Origin of the sequence: Nocardioides panaciterrulae (assembly GCF_013409645.1) — a bacterium.
Taxonomy (GTDB): Bacteria; Actinomycetota; Actinomycetes; order Propionibacteriales; family Nocardioidaceae; genus Nocardioides; species Nocardioides panaciterrulae.
Genome location: NZ_JACCBG010000001.1, coordinates 1,716,414 through 1,732,296, shown reverse-complemented (window position 1 = coordinate 1,732,296; position 15,883 = coordinate 1,716,414). Strand labels below are relative to the sequence as shown.

Here is a 15,883-nt window from a genome sequence, read left to right as displayed (position 1 = left end):
CTCGTACGCGGTCGCCCAACTCGTGGTGGGCGACAAGACCGCCGTCGTCGCAGCGTTGCTGCTGGATTACCTAGAGAAGGCGCTGCCCAAGCACGGCCTCCCCCTCGAAGGGGTTCTGACCGACAACGGCCCTGCATGCCTGGGTCGTCGACTACAACAACGACCGCCCGAACGACGGTGGCAACATGGGCGGCCGGACCCCGCTGCAGGTCGAGAAGGAACTCAAACGCCGAATCCGGCAGACTGCCGCCTGACCGACCGGGCGAGCAGCCAGAGACGTCGACCCGTCACCCCGACCCGCGCTTCGGAAGCCCTAGATCGACGGGACGCCGAACCACGTGGTCAGCGCTTCCCGTAGTGCCGGCAACGCGGTCTCGCCGGGCGCGTCGACCGCGGCCGCCCACGCGATGCGGCCGTCCGGCCGGATCAGGAGTGCGTCGCCGGGCCGCTCGTCGATCGACGCGCTGACCACGTCCACGCGGTCACCCCACTGACGGGCAAGCTCGCGCAGGTCCGCACGGTCAGCGAGGTCGAGGAGCACCGGGCGGCCCTCGCGCAGCAACCCGGCGAACCTGGGGTCCTGGTGGGCGACGTGCAGGGCTCGGTCGGTCGCGAAGGTGCCGACGAGTGGGTGCGCCTCCGACATCGGCGACCCCACGTCGGTGCCGGCCATCAGCGCACCGAGGCGGCGCAACGGCTGCTCGTCGGCGGTCAGCTCGAGGAAGAGTGCCCGCAGGGCGTCGCCGCCAGGGCCGTGCCCACGGCGCAGCGCGACCTGAGCACGCGTATGCAGCAGAGTGCGCTCGGCGGCGGCGCGGCGTTCCTCGGAGTACGTGTCGAGCAGCCCGGGCGGCGCCCAGCCGTGGACGCTGCCGGCGAGCTTCCACGCGAGGTTGGCGGCGTCGAGCATGCCGGCGTTGACCGCGACTCCGCCCGCCGGGAACAGGTGCGCCGCATCGCCGGCCAGGAGGACGCGGCCGAGGCGGTAGGTGTCGGCCTGCTTCGCCGAGTAGCCGAACCGCGTCATCCGGAGGGGGTCTCCCAGCGGCAGCTCGATGCCGAGCACCCGGCTCACACTCGCACTCAGCTCCGGGACACTCATGGGCACGTCGTCGTCGTACTCGGTCGCCTCCACCTCGGCGGTGTAGACGCTCATGGTGCCGCCGAGGCCCGAGCACGCGAACACGCCACGTTCGGTCGCGGTGTAGCCGAACGGGATCCTGCCGACTCCGGGGACGTCCAGACCGCCGTCCTCGAGCACCGTCACCGAGTCCGGCACGGTGACCGAGGCCAGCCGCTCGATCTCAGGGAAGGAGGTGCCCGGGAACGGGATCCCGGCCAGCTCGCGGACCCGGCTGCGGCCACCGTCGCAGCCGACCAGGAACCGCGCGGGCACCGCGTACGGCCCGTCCGGACCACGCACCTCGGCGGTCACCGCGTCCTGGTCCTGGTGCAGACCGGCCAGCGCGTGGCCACGGCGTACGTCGGCACCACGCTCGATCGCACGCTCGGCGAGGACAGCTTCGAGCCGTGGTTGCGGGAGCGGCATCGCGCGCATCGGAACATCCGCGAGCCGGGTGAAGTCCAGATGCACGCCACCGAACGGGAACCGCGGAGCCGGCTCGGGGCCGGTGCTCGCCTCACGGAACCGGTCCAGCTCGCCCTTGTAGTGCAGCAGCTGCAGGATCTGTCCCGCGAGACCGCCCGCCTTCGCCGTCTCGGACGGCTCCGGCCGTCGCTCCAGCAGCAGCGTTCGCATCCCCGCCTGAGCGAGCTCACCGGCCAGCATGAGACCGGTCGGCCCGGCGCCCACGACGACGACGTCGGTGTCCATCAAGTGCCACTCCCTCGTACTTCCCCTACTGGATCTGAGGTCGGCCGCCGATTGTCCGGGAGGACGGGGGTCTTGCCGCAAGCCCCCTCCTGCCGTATACGTTTGAAGTGGAGGACCCCGTCACTGCCATTGCTGCCTGGCCCGCGGCTGGAATTGAGGCCGGCTCGTGACCCTGCTGCGGCAGCTGCTCCCGAGCGCAACCGCCGTGGACCACATCGGCTCCACATCGATCCCAGGCATGCCGGCGAAGGACTGCATCGATGCCATGGTGCAGGTTGCGTCGGTCGAGCACGTCGACTGCGGCGCGCTCCTCGAGGCCGGCTTCCGTGAGCGACCCGAGGAGTGGAACCGCAGGGAGGCGCTCGGCCCGGCCACTCACCCGAAACGCGTCTTCGCGCCACCGCCCGGAGGGCGGTCGGTCAACATCCACATCCGGGAGGTCGGATCGCCGACAGCCCGCTACGCGCTGCTCTTCCGGGACTTCCTGCGCGCGGACGCCAGCAGCCGCGTCACCTGGGGCCGGTTCAAGGTGCGCCTGGCGGAGACCGCGACGGACATCTACTCCTACGGACAGATCAAGTCCACTGCCCAGCCGCTCCTGATGGCACTCGCTGAGACATGGGCGCAGGAGACCTCGTGGTCTGCCTGACGCGGACACGTGACGCCCGTGACGGTGCCGCACCGCGCCTAGTCATCACACCTAGTGGGCGGCCTCGTGCCAGCTGCGGCCGGTGCCGACCGAGACGTCCAGCGGCACGGCCAGGTCGGCGGCGCCGCCCATCTGCTCACGCACCAGCACCTCGAGCGCCTCCCGCTCCCCCGGCGCCACCTCGAACACGAGCTCGTCGTGCACCTGCAGCAGCATCCGCGACCGCAGCCCGCTGCGCCGGATCGCGCCGTCGACGTGGAGCATGGCGACCTTGATCAGGTCGGCGGCCGACCCCTGGATCGGGGCGTTGAGGGCCATCCGCTCGGCCATCTCGCGCCGCTGCCGGTTGTCGCTGGTCAGGTCGGGCAGGTAGCGGCGACGTCCCCACATGGTCTCGGTGAACCCCGACCGGCGAGCCTCGTCGACCACCCCGGCGAGGTAGTCGCGCACCCCGCCGAAGGTGAGGAAGTACTCCTCCATCAGCTCGCGCGCCTCGCCGGGCTCGATGCGCAGCTGCTGGGCCAGGCCGAACGCCGAGAGTCCGTAGGCCAGCCCGTAGTTCATCGCCTTGATCTTCGCGCGCATCTCGACGTTCACGTCCGCGGCCGGCACGTCGAAGACCCGGGCGGCGGTGATCGAGTGGAAGTCCTGGCCGGAGCGGAACGCCTCGATCAGCAGCGCGTCCTCCGAGAGGTGCGCCATGATCCGCATCTCGATCTGGCTGTAGTCGGCGGTCATCAGCGACTCGAACCCGGCACCGACCACGAAGCCCTCCCGGATCCGGCGGCCCTCCTCGGTGCGGATCGGGATGTTCTGCAGGTTCGGGTCGGTGCTCGAGAGCCGGCCGGTGGCGGCGATGAGCTGGTTGAAGGTCGTGTGGATCCGGCCGTCGGAGGCGACGGTCTTGAGGAGCCCCTCGATGGTCTGCCGCAGCCGGGACACGTCGCGGTGGCGCAGCAGGTGCAGCAGGAACGGGTGCTCGGTCTTGACGTAGAGCTGCTGCAGCGCGTCGGCGTCGGTGGTCCAGCCGGTCTTGGTGCGCTTGGTCTTCGGCATGTCGAGCTCGTCGAACAGCACCACCTGCAGCTGCTTGGGCGAGCCGAGGTTGATCTCCTTGCCGATCACCGCGAACGCGTCGTCGGCGGCCCGCTTCACCTCACCGGCGAAGTGGCTCTCCAGGGCCTCGAGGTGGTCGGTGTCGACCGCGATGCCGGTGCGCTCCATCTGGGCGAGCAGGTGGACCAGCGGCAGCTCGATGTCAGCGAGCAGCCGGGCCCCGCCGTGCTCCTCGATCGCGGCGTCGAGGGCCTCGGCGAGGTCGAGCACGGCCCGGGCGTGCAGCATCGCGACGTCGCTCGCGCCGCCGTCGCTGCCCTCGAGGGTGTCGAAGCTGAGCTGCCCCTGCGCGCCCGGGTCCTCCTGACGGAGCTCGCGCTTGAGGTAGCGCAGGGTCAGGTCGGCCAGGTCGTAGGAGCGCTGGTCCGGGCGCACGAGGTAGGCCGCGAGGGCGGTGTCGCTCACCAGCCCGTCGAGCGGCCAGCCGCGGGCCGACAGGGCGAGCATCGGCCCCTTGGCGTCGTGCAGGACCTTGGCCACGCCCGCGTCGGCGAACCAGGCCGCGAGCGCGCCGTCGTCCTCGGGGCTCACCTCGGCGGCGTCGAACCACGCGGCGGTGCCGTCCTGCGCGGCCAGCGCGACCGACCAGACCTCGCCGGTGCCGGCCCGCCAGCTGCCCTGCACGGCCACGCCGGTCCGACGGCCCTCGGTGCGGGCGTGGGTGCCGAGCCAGGCGGCGACCTCCCCCGGGGCCAGCCGCTGCCCCGCCATCTCGAAGCCCGAGTCGTCGATCTCCTCCTCCGAGCTGAGCGTCTCGAACAGCCGGTCGCGCAGCACCCGGAACTCCAGGCTGTCGAAGAGCGTGTGCACCTCCTGCCGGTCCCACGGACGCATCGCGAGCTCGGCAGGCCGCAGCTCGAGGGCGAGGTCACGCACCAGCGCGTTGAGTCGCCGGTTGCGGATCACCTCGCCCAGGTGGGCACGCAGGTTCTCGCCGGCCTTGCCCTTGATCTCGTCGGCGCGGGTGATGACGTTGTCGAGCCCGTCGTACTGCGTGAGCCACTTCGCCGCCGTCTTCGGGCCGACCCCGGGCACGCCCGGCAGGTTGTCGGAGTCCTCCCCGACGAGCGCGGCGAGCTCGGGGTAGCGGTGCGGCGGTACGCCGTACTTCGCCTCGACCGCCTCGGGCGTCATCCGCGCGAGATCCGAGACGCCCTTCATCGGGTAGAGCACCGTGGACCGGTCGGTGACCAACTGCAGGCTGTCGCGGTCACCGGTCAGGATCAGCACGTCGAGGTCGTCGGCCAGCGCCTCGGTGACCAGCGTGGCGATGATGTCGTCGGCCTCGTAGCCCTCCTTCTTCAGGTAGGGCACCCGCAGGGCGTCGAGCACCTCCTCGATCAGCGGCAGTTGGCTCTTGAACTCGTCGGGCGCCTTGTTGCGCTTGGCCTTGTAGTCCGGGTACTCCTCGAGGCGGAAGCCCTGCCGGGAGACGTCGAACGCGACCGCGACGTGGGTCGGGCGCTCGTCGCGCAGCACGTTGATCAGCATCGAGGTGAAGCCGTAGACGGCGTTGGTGTGCTGGCCCGTGGTGGTGGAGAAGTTCTCCACCGGCAGCGCGAAGAACGCGCGGTACGCCAACGAGTGGCCGTCCAGCAGGAGCAGGCGCGGGCGGTCGTGGTCGGCGGGGGTGGTGTCGAGCTCAGGCACGCGGCGACTCTATCCGGCGGCGCGGACGCCGCGGTGGTCGGCAACAATGGCCGCCATGACCGACCAGACCCCCCTGACTCCCCCGGCTCCGATCGACGTGGACAGCTTCATCGCCGCCATGCCCGAGGGCATGGGCAAGCTGAACGAACGGATGGGCATCGAGATCCAGGAGATGTCCGCGGAGCGGGTCGTGGGGACGATGCCGGTGGAGGGCAACACCCAGCCCTACGGGCTGCTGCACGGGGGCGCGTCCGTGGTGCTCGCCGAGACCCTGGGCTCGGTCGGCTCGGGTGTGCACGCGCACCCCGACAAGTTCTCCGTCGGCGTCGACATCAACGCCACCCACCACCGCTCGGCCACCTCCGGGACGGTGACCGGCGTGGCCACGGCGGTGCACCTGGGGCGGAGCAGCGCCACCTACGAGGTGGTCATCTCCGACGAGCAGGGCCGGCGGGTCTGCACCTCCCGGATCACCTGCGCGCTGGTCCCGCGGGAGAAGTTCACCCGCTGAGCCTCAGTGGCTGCCCACCGACGGTGGGGTCTGGCTACGCCGCAGCGAGCGGCGCGCGGCGAGCACCTGGGTGAGCTGGCGCCCGGAGCGGTTGCCGGGGCGCTGACCCGCGGGCCGCTGGGCGGTGAGCCGGCCCCGTACGGCGGGGGTGGCGGCGACCCTCAGGACCGCCTGGGGGCCCAGCGAGAGGCGGGCCATGAACCGGTTGGCGTCGCGGGACCCGGCGGCCGCGCCGGTGGCCACGTGGCCGATCCCACGCTCCTCGGCGTACGAGACGGCCGCGTCGATGAGCGCGGTGCCCACGCCGTGCCGGCGGAACCGCGGGAAGACGTGCGGGGAGACCGCGAAGACGATCGGCTCCAGGTTGATCGGCGTCATGGTCGCGACGTGGAGGTGTACGGCGCCGGCGATCTCGCCGTCGTACTCCGCCACGACCAGGCGCTGCCCGTCGGTGGTGGCGGCGCGCTCGATGACCGTCACCAGGTCGGCGATCCGCTCGACCTGGTCGGTGCGACGCAGCACCTCGGCCCACAGCTCCGCCAGGGTGGGCGCGTCGGCAGGCGTCGCGCAGCGCAGCGACACCAGAGATCGGGCCATCTCGTCAGCCTTTCCGACCACCAGCGGCCGCGCATCCTGATCCCCCGAGACGCGGCTCCAGGGGTCGAGACTACGCTCAGGGCCCTTGTCCTGTCAGAGGGTGTCCCCAAGGAGAGCGAAAGCGGTGATCCCCGGAACCGGCACGGCGGTCAATGTGGCGGCGGTGCTGCTCGGCGCGACCGTGGGAGTCCTCCTCGGCAACCGGCTGCCGGTGCGCACCCGCGACGTCGTCACCGACGGCCTCGGACTGGTCACGCTGCTGATCGCCGGCATCTCCGCGATGGCGGTGCTCGACGACGCCCTCGCCCGCGAGGTCGGCTCCAGCGCCCCCATGCTGATCGTCCTCGGCTCGCTGCTGCTGGGCGGCATCCTCGGCTCGACCCTGCGCCTCGAGCAGCGGGTGGAGTCCTTCGGCGGCCGGCTGCAGCGGCGCCTCGCCGGGGACACGGGGTCGGTCGAGCGCCACCGCTTCATCGAGGGCTTCGTCGGCTCCTCGCTGCTGTTCTGCACCGGCCCCCTGACGATCCTCGGCTCCCTCAACGACGGGCTGGGCAACGGCGCCGACCAGCTCTACCTGAAGTCCGTCCTCGACGGCTTCGCCGCGATCGCGTTCGCGGCGTCCTTCGGCTGGGGGGTGGCCGCCAGCGCGCTGACGGTCGTCACCGTGCAGGGCGGGCTCACCGTGCTGGGCCTGCTGCTCGGCGACGTCCTGCCTCCGCCGCACCTAGCGGCGCTGACCGCCACCGGTGGTCTCCTGCTGGTGGGTGTCGCGCTGCGGCTGCTGCGGGTCCGGGAGATCCCCGTCGCGGACCTGCTGCCCGCACTGGTGCTCGCCCCGCTGCTGACCCAGCTGGCGGCGTGGCTTCATTGACGTAACGGTTCGGTCACGACAGCGTGCGCTGTGACCCTGCTCACCAGTGCCGGTCCTACCGTGACAGGGCCAGCCCACCCCTCGGGGGACAGGGGGGCGGTGAAGTGCACCCTCCACGCGAGAAGAAAGGTTCACCAGAGTGAATCGATCAACAACCGCCACGTGGGCGAGGCTGGCGGCAGGAACCGCTGCCCTCGGCCTGGCCCTGACCGCCTGCGGGTCCAGCGACTCCAACAACAACGCCTCCGCGAAGTCCTCGGACACCCCGGCGGCCGGGTCGACCTCCGGCAGCGAGAATTTCACGAACGACAAGTGCTCCGGCAGCCAGACCAGCGCCGACTCGCTGCGCGTCGGTGGCATCCTGCCGCTGACCGGCAACCTGGCCTACCTCGGTCCCCCGGAGATCGCGGGCGTCGGCCTGGCCGTCTCCGACATCAACGCCGCGGGCGGCGTGGACGGAGCCAAGGCCTGCCACGACATCCAGGACTCCGGCGACTCCACCGACATGTCGGTCTCGACCGCCTCCGCCGGCAGCCTCGTGGCCAGCAACCCGTCGGTGGTCATCGGCGCGGCCTCGTCGTCGGTGTCGCTGAACGTCGTCGACACCTTCGCCTCGAACAAGATCGTCGAGGTCTCCCCCGCCAACACCGCGGTCGACCTCAGCGGCTACTCGCCGTACTACTTCCGCACCGCTCCCCCGGACGGCATCCAGGGCAACGCGCTCGGCACGCTGATCAGCACCGACGGCTACCAGAAGGTCGCCTTCATCGTGTTCAACGACACCTACGGCACCGGCCTGCGCAACGCCGTCCAGCAGACCATCGAGAGCTCCGGCGGCCAGTGCACCTACGGGTGCAAGGGCCAGGGCGACGAGTTCCCGGCCGGCCAGACGACGTTCTCCTCCGAGGTCGGCGCCGCGCTGGCGACCAAGCCGGACGCGATCGTGGTCCTCGCCTTCGACGAGACCAAGCAGATCATCCCCGAGCTGAAGTCGCAGGGCTGGGACATGTCGAAGGTCTACCTGTCCGACGGCAACACCGCCGACTACAGCAAGGACTTCGAGAAGGGCACCATGGAGGGCGCCCAGGGCACCATCCCCGGCGCCGACCCGGACCAGTCCTTCAAGGACCGGCTCTCCGGCTGGGCCGAGGTGGGTGAGGGCAAGCCGCTCGCCGACTACGCCTACGGCGCAGAGTCCTACGACGCCACCATCCTCGCCGCGCTCGCGGCGGTGAAGGGCGGCGCCACCGACCCGCAGACCATCCAGAAGAACTTCGCGGCGGTCTCCGGCGCGACCGGCGGCGAGGAGTGCAAGACCTACGCCGACTGCGTCAAGCTGCTCAAGGACGGCAAGGAGATCCGCTACGCCGGCCCGTCGGGCATCGGGCCGATCAACAAGCAGAACGACCCGTCCTCGGCGTTCATCGGCATCTTCAAGTACAACGCCGACAACAAGAACGAGCTGAGCACCACCGTCCAGGGCTCCTCGTCCTGACCGCACGGCTCCGCTGACGACGATCCCCCCTGCCCATGGGCAGGGGGGATCGTCGTCAGTGCTGCGGGTGCTCCGACTCGACGTCCTTGGCCAGCGTGCCGAGGTAGAGCTCGATCACCTTGGGGTCGTCGGCCAGCTCGCGGCCGGTGCCCGTGTAGGCGTCGCGTCCCTGGTCCAGGACGTAGCCGCGGTCGCAGATCTGCAGGCAGCGGCGGGCGTTCTGCTCCACCATGACCACGCACACGCCGGTCTTGTTGATCCGGCGGGTCCGGATGAACGTCTCGTCCTGGCGCACCGGCGACAGGCCGGCCGACGGCTCGTCGAGCAGCAGCACCGAGGGCTCCATCATCAGCGCCCGGGCCATGGCGAGGGACTGCCGCTCCCCGCCGGACAGCGCGCCGGCGCGCTGGTTGCGGCGGTCGTGGAGCACCGGGAAGAGGTCCCACATCGCGGCGAGCCGCTCGCCGACCTTCTTCGGCCGCATGAACAACCCCATGCGGAGGTTCTCCTCGATCGTCAGCGTCGGGAAGACGTTGTTGGTCTGCGGCACGAAGCCGACGCCCATCTCCACGAGACGGTTCGTCTTGGCGTTCGTGATGTCCCGGTCGCCCAGGACCACGCTGCCGGAGTGCACCTTCACCAGACCGAAGATGGCCTTCAGCAACGTCGACTTGCCGGCACCGTTCGGGCCGATGATGCCGATCATCTCGCCGGGGTAGGCCACCAGGCTGCACCCGTTCAGGATGTTCACTCCGGGCAGGTAGCCGGCGACGACGTCCCTGGCCTCGATGACGGCGTCGCGGGCTCCCGGGCCCGTCCCCGACTGTGTGCTGGTCTGGGTCTGGGCGCTCACGACTGCTCCTCCTCGCGGTGGGCCTGTTCCTCGGCCGCTTCCTCCGACAGCTGGTCCATGGTGTCGTCGCTCAGCAACCGGTCGTCCCCGAGGTCGGTGTCGTGGTGGGCGCCGAGGTAGGCGTCGATCACCGCGGTGTCCGACATGACGGTGTCGGCCGGGCCCTCCGCGACCAGCCGGCCCTCGGCCATCACCGCGACCCAGTCGGAGATGTGGCGCACGACGTGCATGTCGTGCTCGACGAACAGCACGGTCATGCCGTCGTCGCGCAGGCTCTGGACGTGGCCGAGCAGCGACTGCGTGAGGGCCGGGTTCACCCCGGCCATCGGCTCGTCGAGCATGATCATCTTCGGGTCGCTCATCAGCGCACGCGCCATCTCCAGCAGCTTGCGCTGGCCGCCGGAGAGGCTGCCGGCGTAGTCGTCCTTCTTCTCGAGCAGCTTGAACCGCTGGAGCAGCTCCTTGGCCTTCTCCTCGATCTCGCGCTCCTGGTTGCGCCACAGCGGCTTGAACACGCACTTGAGGAGGTTCTCCCCGGTCTGCCCCTGGGCGCCCAGCAGCATGTTCTCCATGACCGTCATCCGGCTCAGCGCCTTGGTGAGCTGGAAGGTGCGGACCATGCCGGCCCTGGCGACGCTCGAGGCCGAGGTCTTGTTCAGCTTCGCGCCGTCGAAGGACCAGTTCGCCCCCGTCCGCGCCGAGGTGGGCCGGTCGAAGCCGGTGATCAGGTTGAAGAACGTCGTCTTGCCGGCACCGTTGGGCCCGATCAGCGCGGTGATCACCCCCCGCTGGACCTCGAGGTGGCCGACGTCGACGGCGGTCATGCCGCCGAACGCGCGGACGATGTTGTCGACGACGAGGATCGGGTCGGGCTTGGCCGAGCCGGGGGTCGTGGCCACGCCGGCCATCAGCGCCCGCCGGGCGGCGGGGTCCGCGAGACCGGCGGTCGTCGTACTGGTGTCAGACATTGAACCGGAGCTCCCTCTTGTTGCCGAGAATCCCCTGCGGACGGAAGATCACGATCAGCATCAGTGCGACGCCGACGACGATGTAGGAGAACTGCTCGGTCTGCTGGCCGTTCATGATGCTGTCGGGCACGTAGGCGCCGGCGGCGACCTTGATCACGATCCGCGCGCCGTAGAAGATCACGGCGCCGAGCACCGGGCCGAAGATCGACGCCGCACCACCGATCAGCAGGGCGGTGTAGCAGAAGAACGTCAGCGAGCGGCCCATCGAGTCCGGCTGCACCGAGGAGGCCAGCACGTAGACCATGCCGCCCAGGGCGCCGAAGACGCCGCCGATGATCAGCGCCTGCATCTTGATCGCGAAGACGTTCTTGCCGAGGCTGCGGATCGCGTCCTCGTCCTCGCGGATGCCGCGCAGCAGGCGACCCCAGGGGCTGCGGACCAGCAGCCAGACCACGACCACCGAGACCGCGACCAGCACCCAGGCGGCGAAGCGCACCCACCAGCCGCTGACGCCGGTGTTCTGGTAGGTGGTCGGCACCAGGAAGAAGACCACCAGCACGCCCAGCACGCCGAGCAGCACGATGGCCGCGCCGCGCACCGCCGGGGAGAGCCCCGCGGGGGCAGCGGCGTCGGCGCCGAGGTCGACGCGCTCCTCGGTCGTCGCGGTGACCTCGGGCCGCCGGCCGGGCCCGCGGACCGCCCGGCGCACGCGGGGAGGACGCTTGGCGCTGCGGACCAGCACCACGATGCCCGCGACACACGCGATGACGAGCAGCCAGCCGAGGAGGCGGACCCACACCGCACCGCCGGCCACGTCGTGGTAGCTGAACGGGCTCAGCGTCGTGGTGCCGTCCCCGAAGAACGACAGGTTGACGAACGGGCCTCGGAAGGTCGCGCCGCTCAGGCCCTGGGCCGCGCCGGTGAAGTCGGTCAGCAGGGCTGAGCGCCCGACGTACCGCAGGATCTCCGCGGCCGAGATGGTCACGATCGCGAGGTAGTCGCCGCGCAGCTTCAGGGTCGGCGCTCCGAGCACCAGCGCGAAGACCAGGGCGGCCGCGAAGCCGATGAGCACGCCGACGATCAGCGGCAGCCCGTGGCCGACCGAGATCGCCAGGCCGTAGGCGCCGAGCAGCATGAAGCCGGACTGGCCGATGTTGATCAGGCCGGTGTAGCCGAAGTGGATGTTCAGGCCGATGGCGGCGATGGCCACGGCCGCGGTCTGCGGCGAGATGGCCTCGCGCACCATGGCGTTGAGGATCGCCTGGATGGTGTCCATGCCCGTTCCTTCCTTAACCGACCCGCTCGGGGCGGCCGAGCAGACCCTGCGGCCGCACCAGCAGCAGCAGGATCAGGATCAGCAGCGCGGTGGCGTACTTGAAGTCGCCGGGCATCCCGAGGACCGGCGAGAGCTCCACGACGAGGCCGATGATGATCGACCCGACGAGTGCCCCGAAGGCCGTACCGAGGCCGCCGAGGGTGACCGCGGCGAAGAGCAGCAGCAGGATCTGCATGCCGGAGTCCCACTTGATGCCGTTGGTGACCAGCGCGTAGAGCAGGCCCGACAGGCCGGCGAGCGCCATCGAGACGGTCCAGACCAGCCGGATCACCTTGTCGACGTCGATGCCGGAGGCCGCCGCCAGCGCGGGGTTGTCGGACACCGCCCGGGTCGCCCGGCCGACGCGGGTCCGCAGCAGCGCGTAGCCGACCGCCGCGAGGACCAGGATCGAGATGCCCATCGCGATGAACGACTGGTTGGTCATCGTGATCGGACCGACGGTGCTGACCGTCGGGTTGTCCTTCACGACCCGCACGGTGCGGGCCCCGACGAAGTACTGGAAGCAGTACTGCATGGCCAGCGAGAGGCCGATGGTGACGATCATCAGCTGCGTCAGGCCGAGCCCCCGACGCCGCAAGGGCTGCCACATCACCCGGTCCTGGAACCAGCCGGTGAAGCCGCACAGCACCATCACCAGCAGACCGCCCACCCACAGGTTCAGGCCGTGCACGTTGATCAGGAAGTAGCCCAGGATGCCGCCAAGGCCGACCTGCTCGGCGTGCGCGAAGTTCGACAGGCCGGTGGTGCCGTAGATCAGCGACAGCCCGACCGAGGCCAGCGCGAGCAGCAGGCCGAGCCGCAGGCCGTTGGCGCTGCTCTGCAGCAGGTGGTCCCAGTAGCTCTCGCTGGCCTGGTAGTCCGCGGTGCGGATCGGGATCAGCGCCGGAGCGGTCGCCTTGAACTTGGCGTCCACGGTGACCTCACCGGAGGTGGCCAGGTTCTTGGGGAGCGTGGTGTCGTCGATCTTGACGGTGTACTCGCCCTCCTTGGTCACCTGGACGTTCCATCGCCCGTCGTCCCCCGTCGTGGCTTCGGTCGCCTGCCCGTCCGGGCCGGTGACCGTGATCTTCACGCCCGGCAGGACGTCCTTCTCGGTGCGCAGCGTGCCCGCGATGCAGGCGGTGGTGTCCGACGGCAGGCACAGCGTGCCGACGGCACTCGCCGGCTGGGCGGAGAACAGGAGCGCGAGCGGCGCCAGGAGCAGGAGCACGAGGACGCCGGCGATCCCGGCTCGTGGTCCCACTCCCGGCCTGCTCGCTCGGCATTCGGGTCGCGACGTCAAGGCGGTCCTCCCTCTAGGCCCCCGGGCGATTGCTGCCCGGCAGTCTAGGGGTCAGAGACGTGACCCGGGCCACAACGCCGGGCCGCTCCGCGTCCAGTGAGCCAGGCTTTATCGAGTCGTGACCTGAGCGAGACGGAGTCGTGTCGCGATCAACCGGCGAGCCCGGGACCGTGGGTCACCACGCCCTCGGCCACCTGCCGCATCGACAGCCGCAGGTCCATGGCGGTCTTCTGGATCCAGCGGAACGCCTCGGGCTCGGAGAGCTCCAGCTGCTTCTGCAGGATGCTCTTGGCCCGGTCGACGGCCTTGCGGGTCTCGAGGCGGTCGTGCAGGTCGGCCACCTCCTGCTCGAGGACGGCGAGCTCGGAGAACCGGCTCACGGCCATCTCGATCGCCGGCACCAGGTCGCTCTTGGAGAACGGCTTGACCAGGTAGGCCATCGCCCCCGCCTCGCGCGCCCGGTCGACCAGGTCGCGCTGGGAGAACGCGGTCAGGATCACCACGGGGGCGATCCGTTGGCCCGCGATCCGCTCCGCCGCGGCGATCCCGTCGAGGACCGGCATCTTCACGTCCAGGATGACCAGGTCCGGCCGGAGCTCCTCGGCGAGCTCGACGGCCCTGGCGCCGTCGCCGGCCTGGCCCACCACGTCGTAGCCCTCCTCGGTCAGCATCTCGGCGAGGTCCATCCGGATCAGGGCCTCGTCCTCGGCGATGACGACGGTGCGCGTGGGCGCGGCGGTGGGATCGGTCACGCGGCCTAGGGTATCGAGCGTGCTGATCGGGGGCCGCGGGACATCGGCTAGGCTCGACGCCCGCCGGCCCCGATATTCCAACCGGTAGAGAAAATCGGCTCAAACCCGATCCAGTGTGGGTTCGAATCCCACTCGGGGCACTGTCGGCGCGTCCTACGAGGGTGTACTCATGTACCCCGAGCGCGTGCGACGAGAGGCCCTCACCCGGTTGGCGCGCGGTCAGACACTCTCGGAGGTCAGCAGGGGACTCCGGATCAGCCGTGCGGCGCTGCGCGATTGGCGAACGAATCCACGGAGCGCTCCGGCGGACAGGTGCCCTCGGTGCCACGACGGCGACCTCGAGCCCAAGGTGTACGCAGCCCTGCTCGGGTACTACCTGGGCGACGGCTGCCTCAGCGTGGTCAAGAGGTACGCCGTGCTCAGGATCTCCTGCGACACCGCGTGGCGGCTCGACGAGCTGATCGGCCTGAAGTCCTGACCGTCCGCGCTCGGCTCAGTCCCGCCGGTAGGCGGGCGCGACCTCGTTGATCGCGTCGCCCATCCGGTGGATACGCAGCGCGTTGGTGGAGCCGGGGATGCCGGGCGGGCTGCCGGCGATGAGCACCACGAGGTCACCGACCTCGACGCGGCCGATGCGCAGCAGCTGCTCGTCGACCTGGCGGACCATCTCGTCGGTGTGGTTGACCGGCTCGGTGCGGAACGTCTCCACGCCCCAGCTCAGAGCGAGCTGCGAGCGCACCACGTTCTCCGGGGTGAACGCGAGGATCGGGATCGGACCACGCAGCCGGGACATCCGGCGCGCGGAGTCACCGCTCTGGGTGAAGGCCACGACGTACTTCGCGCCCACCCGCTCGGCGACCTCCTCGGCGGCCTTGGCGATCACGCCGCCGCGGGTGTGCGGGTCCCAGTCGATCTCGGCCACCTGACCGAGGTGGTCGCCGTCCACCGCATGCGTCTCGGTGGCGGTGATGATCCGGGCCATGGTCTCGACCGTGTGGACGGGGTACTCCCCCACGCTGGTCTCGCCCGAGAGCATCACCGCGTCCGCGCCGTCGAGCACCGCGTTGGCCACGTCGGAGGCCTCGGCGCGCGTCGGGGCCGGGTTCGAGATCATCGACTCCAGCATCTGGGTGGCCACGATGACCGGCTTGGCGTTCAGCCGGGCCTTCTCGATGACCTGCTTCTGGAGGAACGGCACGTCCTCGAGCGGACACTCCACGCCCAGGTCCCCGCGGGCGACCATGAAGCCGTCGAACGCGGCCATCACCTCGTCGAGGTTCTCGATCGCCTGCGGCTTCTCGATCTTGGCGATCACCGGGAGGTGCACGCCCTCCTCGTCCATGATCTTCCGCACGTCGTCGGCGTCCTTGGCGTCGCGCACGAAGCTCAGCGCGATGAAGTCGACCGTCAGGTGCAGCGCGAAGCGCAGGTCCTCGATGTCCTTCTCCGACAGCGCCGGCACCGACACCGCCACGCCGGGCAGGTTGATGCCCTTGTGGTTGGAGACCTTGCCGCCGACCTGCACCTCGCAGTGCACGTCGGTGTCCTCCACCGCGGTCACCCGCAGTCGCACCTTGCCGTCGTCGATGAGGATCGGGTCGCCGGCCTGCACGTCGCCCGGCAGCCCGGCGTACGTCGTGCCCGCCACCTTGTCGTCCCCGGGGACGTCGCGGGTGGTGATCGTCCACTCCTGGCCGCGACGCAGGGTCACCGGGCCGTCCGCGAACGTCGACAGGCGGATCTTCGGACCCTGCAGGTCGGCGAAGATCCCCACGCCGTGCCCGCTCGCGTCCGAGGCCTGCCGGACCAGCCGGTAGGACTCGGCGTGATCGGCATGGCTGCCGTGGCTCATGTTCAGCCGGGCGACGTCCATGCCGGCGTACACCAGCTCACGGATGCGCCGTGCGGATGAGGTTGCCGGGCCGAGGGTGCAGATGATCTTGGCTCTACGCACGCGCCTACCCTAGCG

The 15,883-nt window shown here is 70.5% G+C and carries 14 protein-coding genes and 1 tRNA gene; 6 read left to right on the top strand and 9 right to left on the bottom strand.

The annotated features are described in order from the left end of the window. Nucleotides 1-313: 313 nt before the first annotated feature. Nucleotides 314-1,834, bottom strand: coding sequence for an FAD-dependent oxidoreductase (locus BJZ21_RS08095; protein ID WP_179663266.1), 1,521 nt, complete (start codon nucleotides 1,832-1,834; stop codon nucleotides 314-316). 166 nt (nucleotides 1,835-2,000) lie between these two features. Between BJZ21_RS08095 and BJZ21_RS08090 the strand changes: the two genes are divergently transcribed. After that, nucleotides 2,001-2,483, top strand: coding sequence for a GrpB family protein (locus BJZ21_RS08090; RefSeq protein WP_179663265.1), 483 nt, complete (start codon nucleotides 2,001-2,003; stop codon nucleotides 2,481-2,483). 51 nt (nucleotides 2,484-2,534) lie between these two features. On the opposite strand, the gene polA is transcribed toward BJZ21_RS08090, so the two are convergent. Next, nucleotides 2,535-5,249, bottom strand: coding sequence for a DNA polymerase I (gene polA / locus BJZ21_RS08085; RefSeq protein WP_343052030.1), 2,715 nt, complete (start codon nucleotides 5,247-5,249; stop codon nucleotides 2,535-2,537). A gap of 55 nt (nucleotides 5,250-5,304) precedes the next feature. Here polA and BJZ21_RS08080 point away from each other — a divergent pair, with 55 nt between their 5' ends. Continuing rightward, nucleotides 5,305-5,760, top strand: a complete 456-nt coding sequence (locus tag BJZ21_RS08080) for a hotdog fold thioesterase (RefSeq protein ID WP_179663264.1) — start codon at nucleotides 5,305-5,307, stop codon at nucleotides 5,758-5,760. A 3-nt stretch (nucleotides 5,761-5,763) separates the two neighbouring features. On the opposite strand, the gene BJZ21_RS08075 is transcribed toward BJZ21_RS08080, so the two are convergent. Next, a complete protein-coding gene (locus BJZ21_RS08075; protein WP_218851380.1) occupies nucleotides 5,764-6,357 on the bottom strand; it encodes a GNAT family N-acetyltransferase in 594 nt (197 codons plus the stop codon). A gap of 124 nt (nucleotides 6,358-6,481) precedes the next feature. On the opposite strand from BJZ21_RS08075, the gene BJZ21_RS08070 reads away from it, so the two are divergent. Next, entirely contained in the window at nucleotides 6,482-7,228 is a 747-nt protein-coding gene (locus BJZ21_RS08070) for a DUF554 family protein (RefSeq protein WP_179663263.1), read from the top strand. A gap of 139 nt (nucleotides 7,229-7,367) precedes the next feature. Continuing rightward, on the top strand, nucleotides 7,368-8,723 hold the full coding sequence (locus BJZ21_RS08065) for an ABC transporter substrate-binding protein (protein WP_218851377.1): 1,356 nt from the start codon (nucleotides 7,368-7,370) through the stop codon (nucleotides 8,721-8,723). 55 nt (nucleotides 8,724-8,778) lie between these two features. Here the strand turns inward: BJZ21_RS08065 and BJZ21_RS08060 are convergent, their stop codons facing one another. From BJZ21_RS08060 to BJZ21_RS08035, 5 genes are all read right to left on the bottom strand, one after another. Then, complete coding sequence (locus tag BJZ21_RS08060) at nucleotides 8,779-9,576, bottom strand: ATP-binding cassette domain-containing protein (RefSeq protein WP_179663262.1); 798 nt, start codon at nucleotides 9,574-9,576, stop codon at nucleotides 8,779-8,781. Further along, nucleotides 9,573-10,544 carry an ABC transporter ATP-binding protein gene (locus tag BJZ21_RS08055; RefSeq protein ID WP_179663261.1) on the bottom strand — a complete coding sequence of 324 codons (972 nt, stop codon included), beginning with the start codon at nucleotides 10,542-10,544 and terminating at the stop codon, nucleotides 9,573-9,575. The genes BJZ21_RS08060 and BJZ21_RS08055 overlap by 4 nt, the downstream gene beginning before the upstream one ends. Further along, nucleotides 10,537-11,820, bottom strand: coding sequence for a branched-chain amino acid ABC transporter permease (locus tag BJZ21_RS08050; RefSeq protein WP_218851375.1), 1,284 nt, complete (start codon nucleotides 11,818-11,820; stop codon nucleotides 10,537-10,539). The genes BJZ21_RS08055 and BJZ21_RS08050 overlap by 8 nt, the downstream gene beginning before the upstream one ends. A 13-nt stretch (nucleotides 11,821-11,833) precedes the next feature. Then, nucleotides 11,834-13,123 (bottom strand): ABC transporter permease subunit, encoded by a 1,290-nt coding sequence (locus BJZ21_RS08040; RefSeq protein ID WP_218851373.1) that lies wholly within the window; start codon nucleotides 13,121-13,123, stop codon nucleotides 11,834-11,836. Between the two features lie 188 nt (nucleotides 13,124-13,311). Further along, nucleotides 13,312-13,914, bottom strand: coding sequence for a response regulator (locus BJZ21_RS08035; RefSeq protein WP_179663259.1), 603 nt, complete (start codon nucleotides 13,912-13,914; stop codon nucleotides 13,312-13,314). A 66-nt stretch (nucleotides 13,915-13,980) separates the two neighbouring features. On the opposite strand from BJZ21_RS08035, the gene BJZ21_RS08030 reads away from it, so the two are divergent. Both BJZ21_RS08030 and BJZ21_RS21370 read left to right on the top strand, forming a co-directional pair. Continuing rightward, nucleotides 13,981-14,054, top strand: a tRNA-Leu gene (locus tag BJZ21_RS08030). Between the two features lie 209 nt (nucleotides 14,055-14,263). Then, nucleotides 14,264-14,392 (top strand): hypothetical protein, encoded by a 129-nt coding sequence (locus BJZ21_RS21370; RefSeq protein WP_281380834.1) that lies wholly within the window; start codon nucleotides 14,264-14,266, stop codon nucleotides 14,390-14,392. A gap of 15 nt (nucleotides 14,393-14,407) precedes the next feature. On the opposite strand, the gene pyk is transcribed toward BJZ21_RS21370, so the two are convergent. Beyond that, on the bottom strand, nucleotides 14,408-15,868 hold the full coding sequence (gene pyk, locus BJZ21_RS08025) for a pyruvate kinase (RefSeq protein WP_179663258.1): 1,461 nt from the start codon (nucleotides 15,866-15,868) through the stop codon (nucleotides 14,408-14,410). Nucleotides 15,869-15,883: the final 15 nt, after the last annotated feature.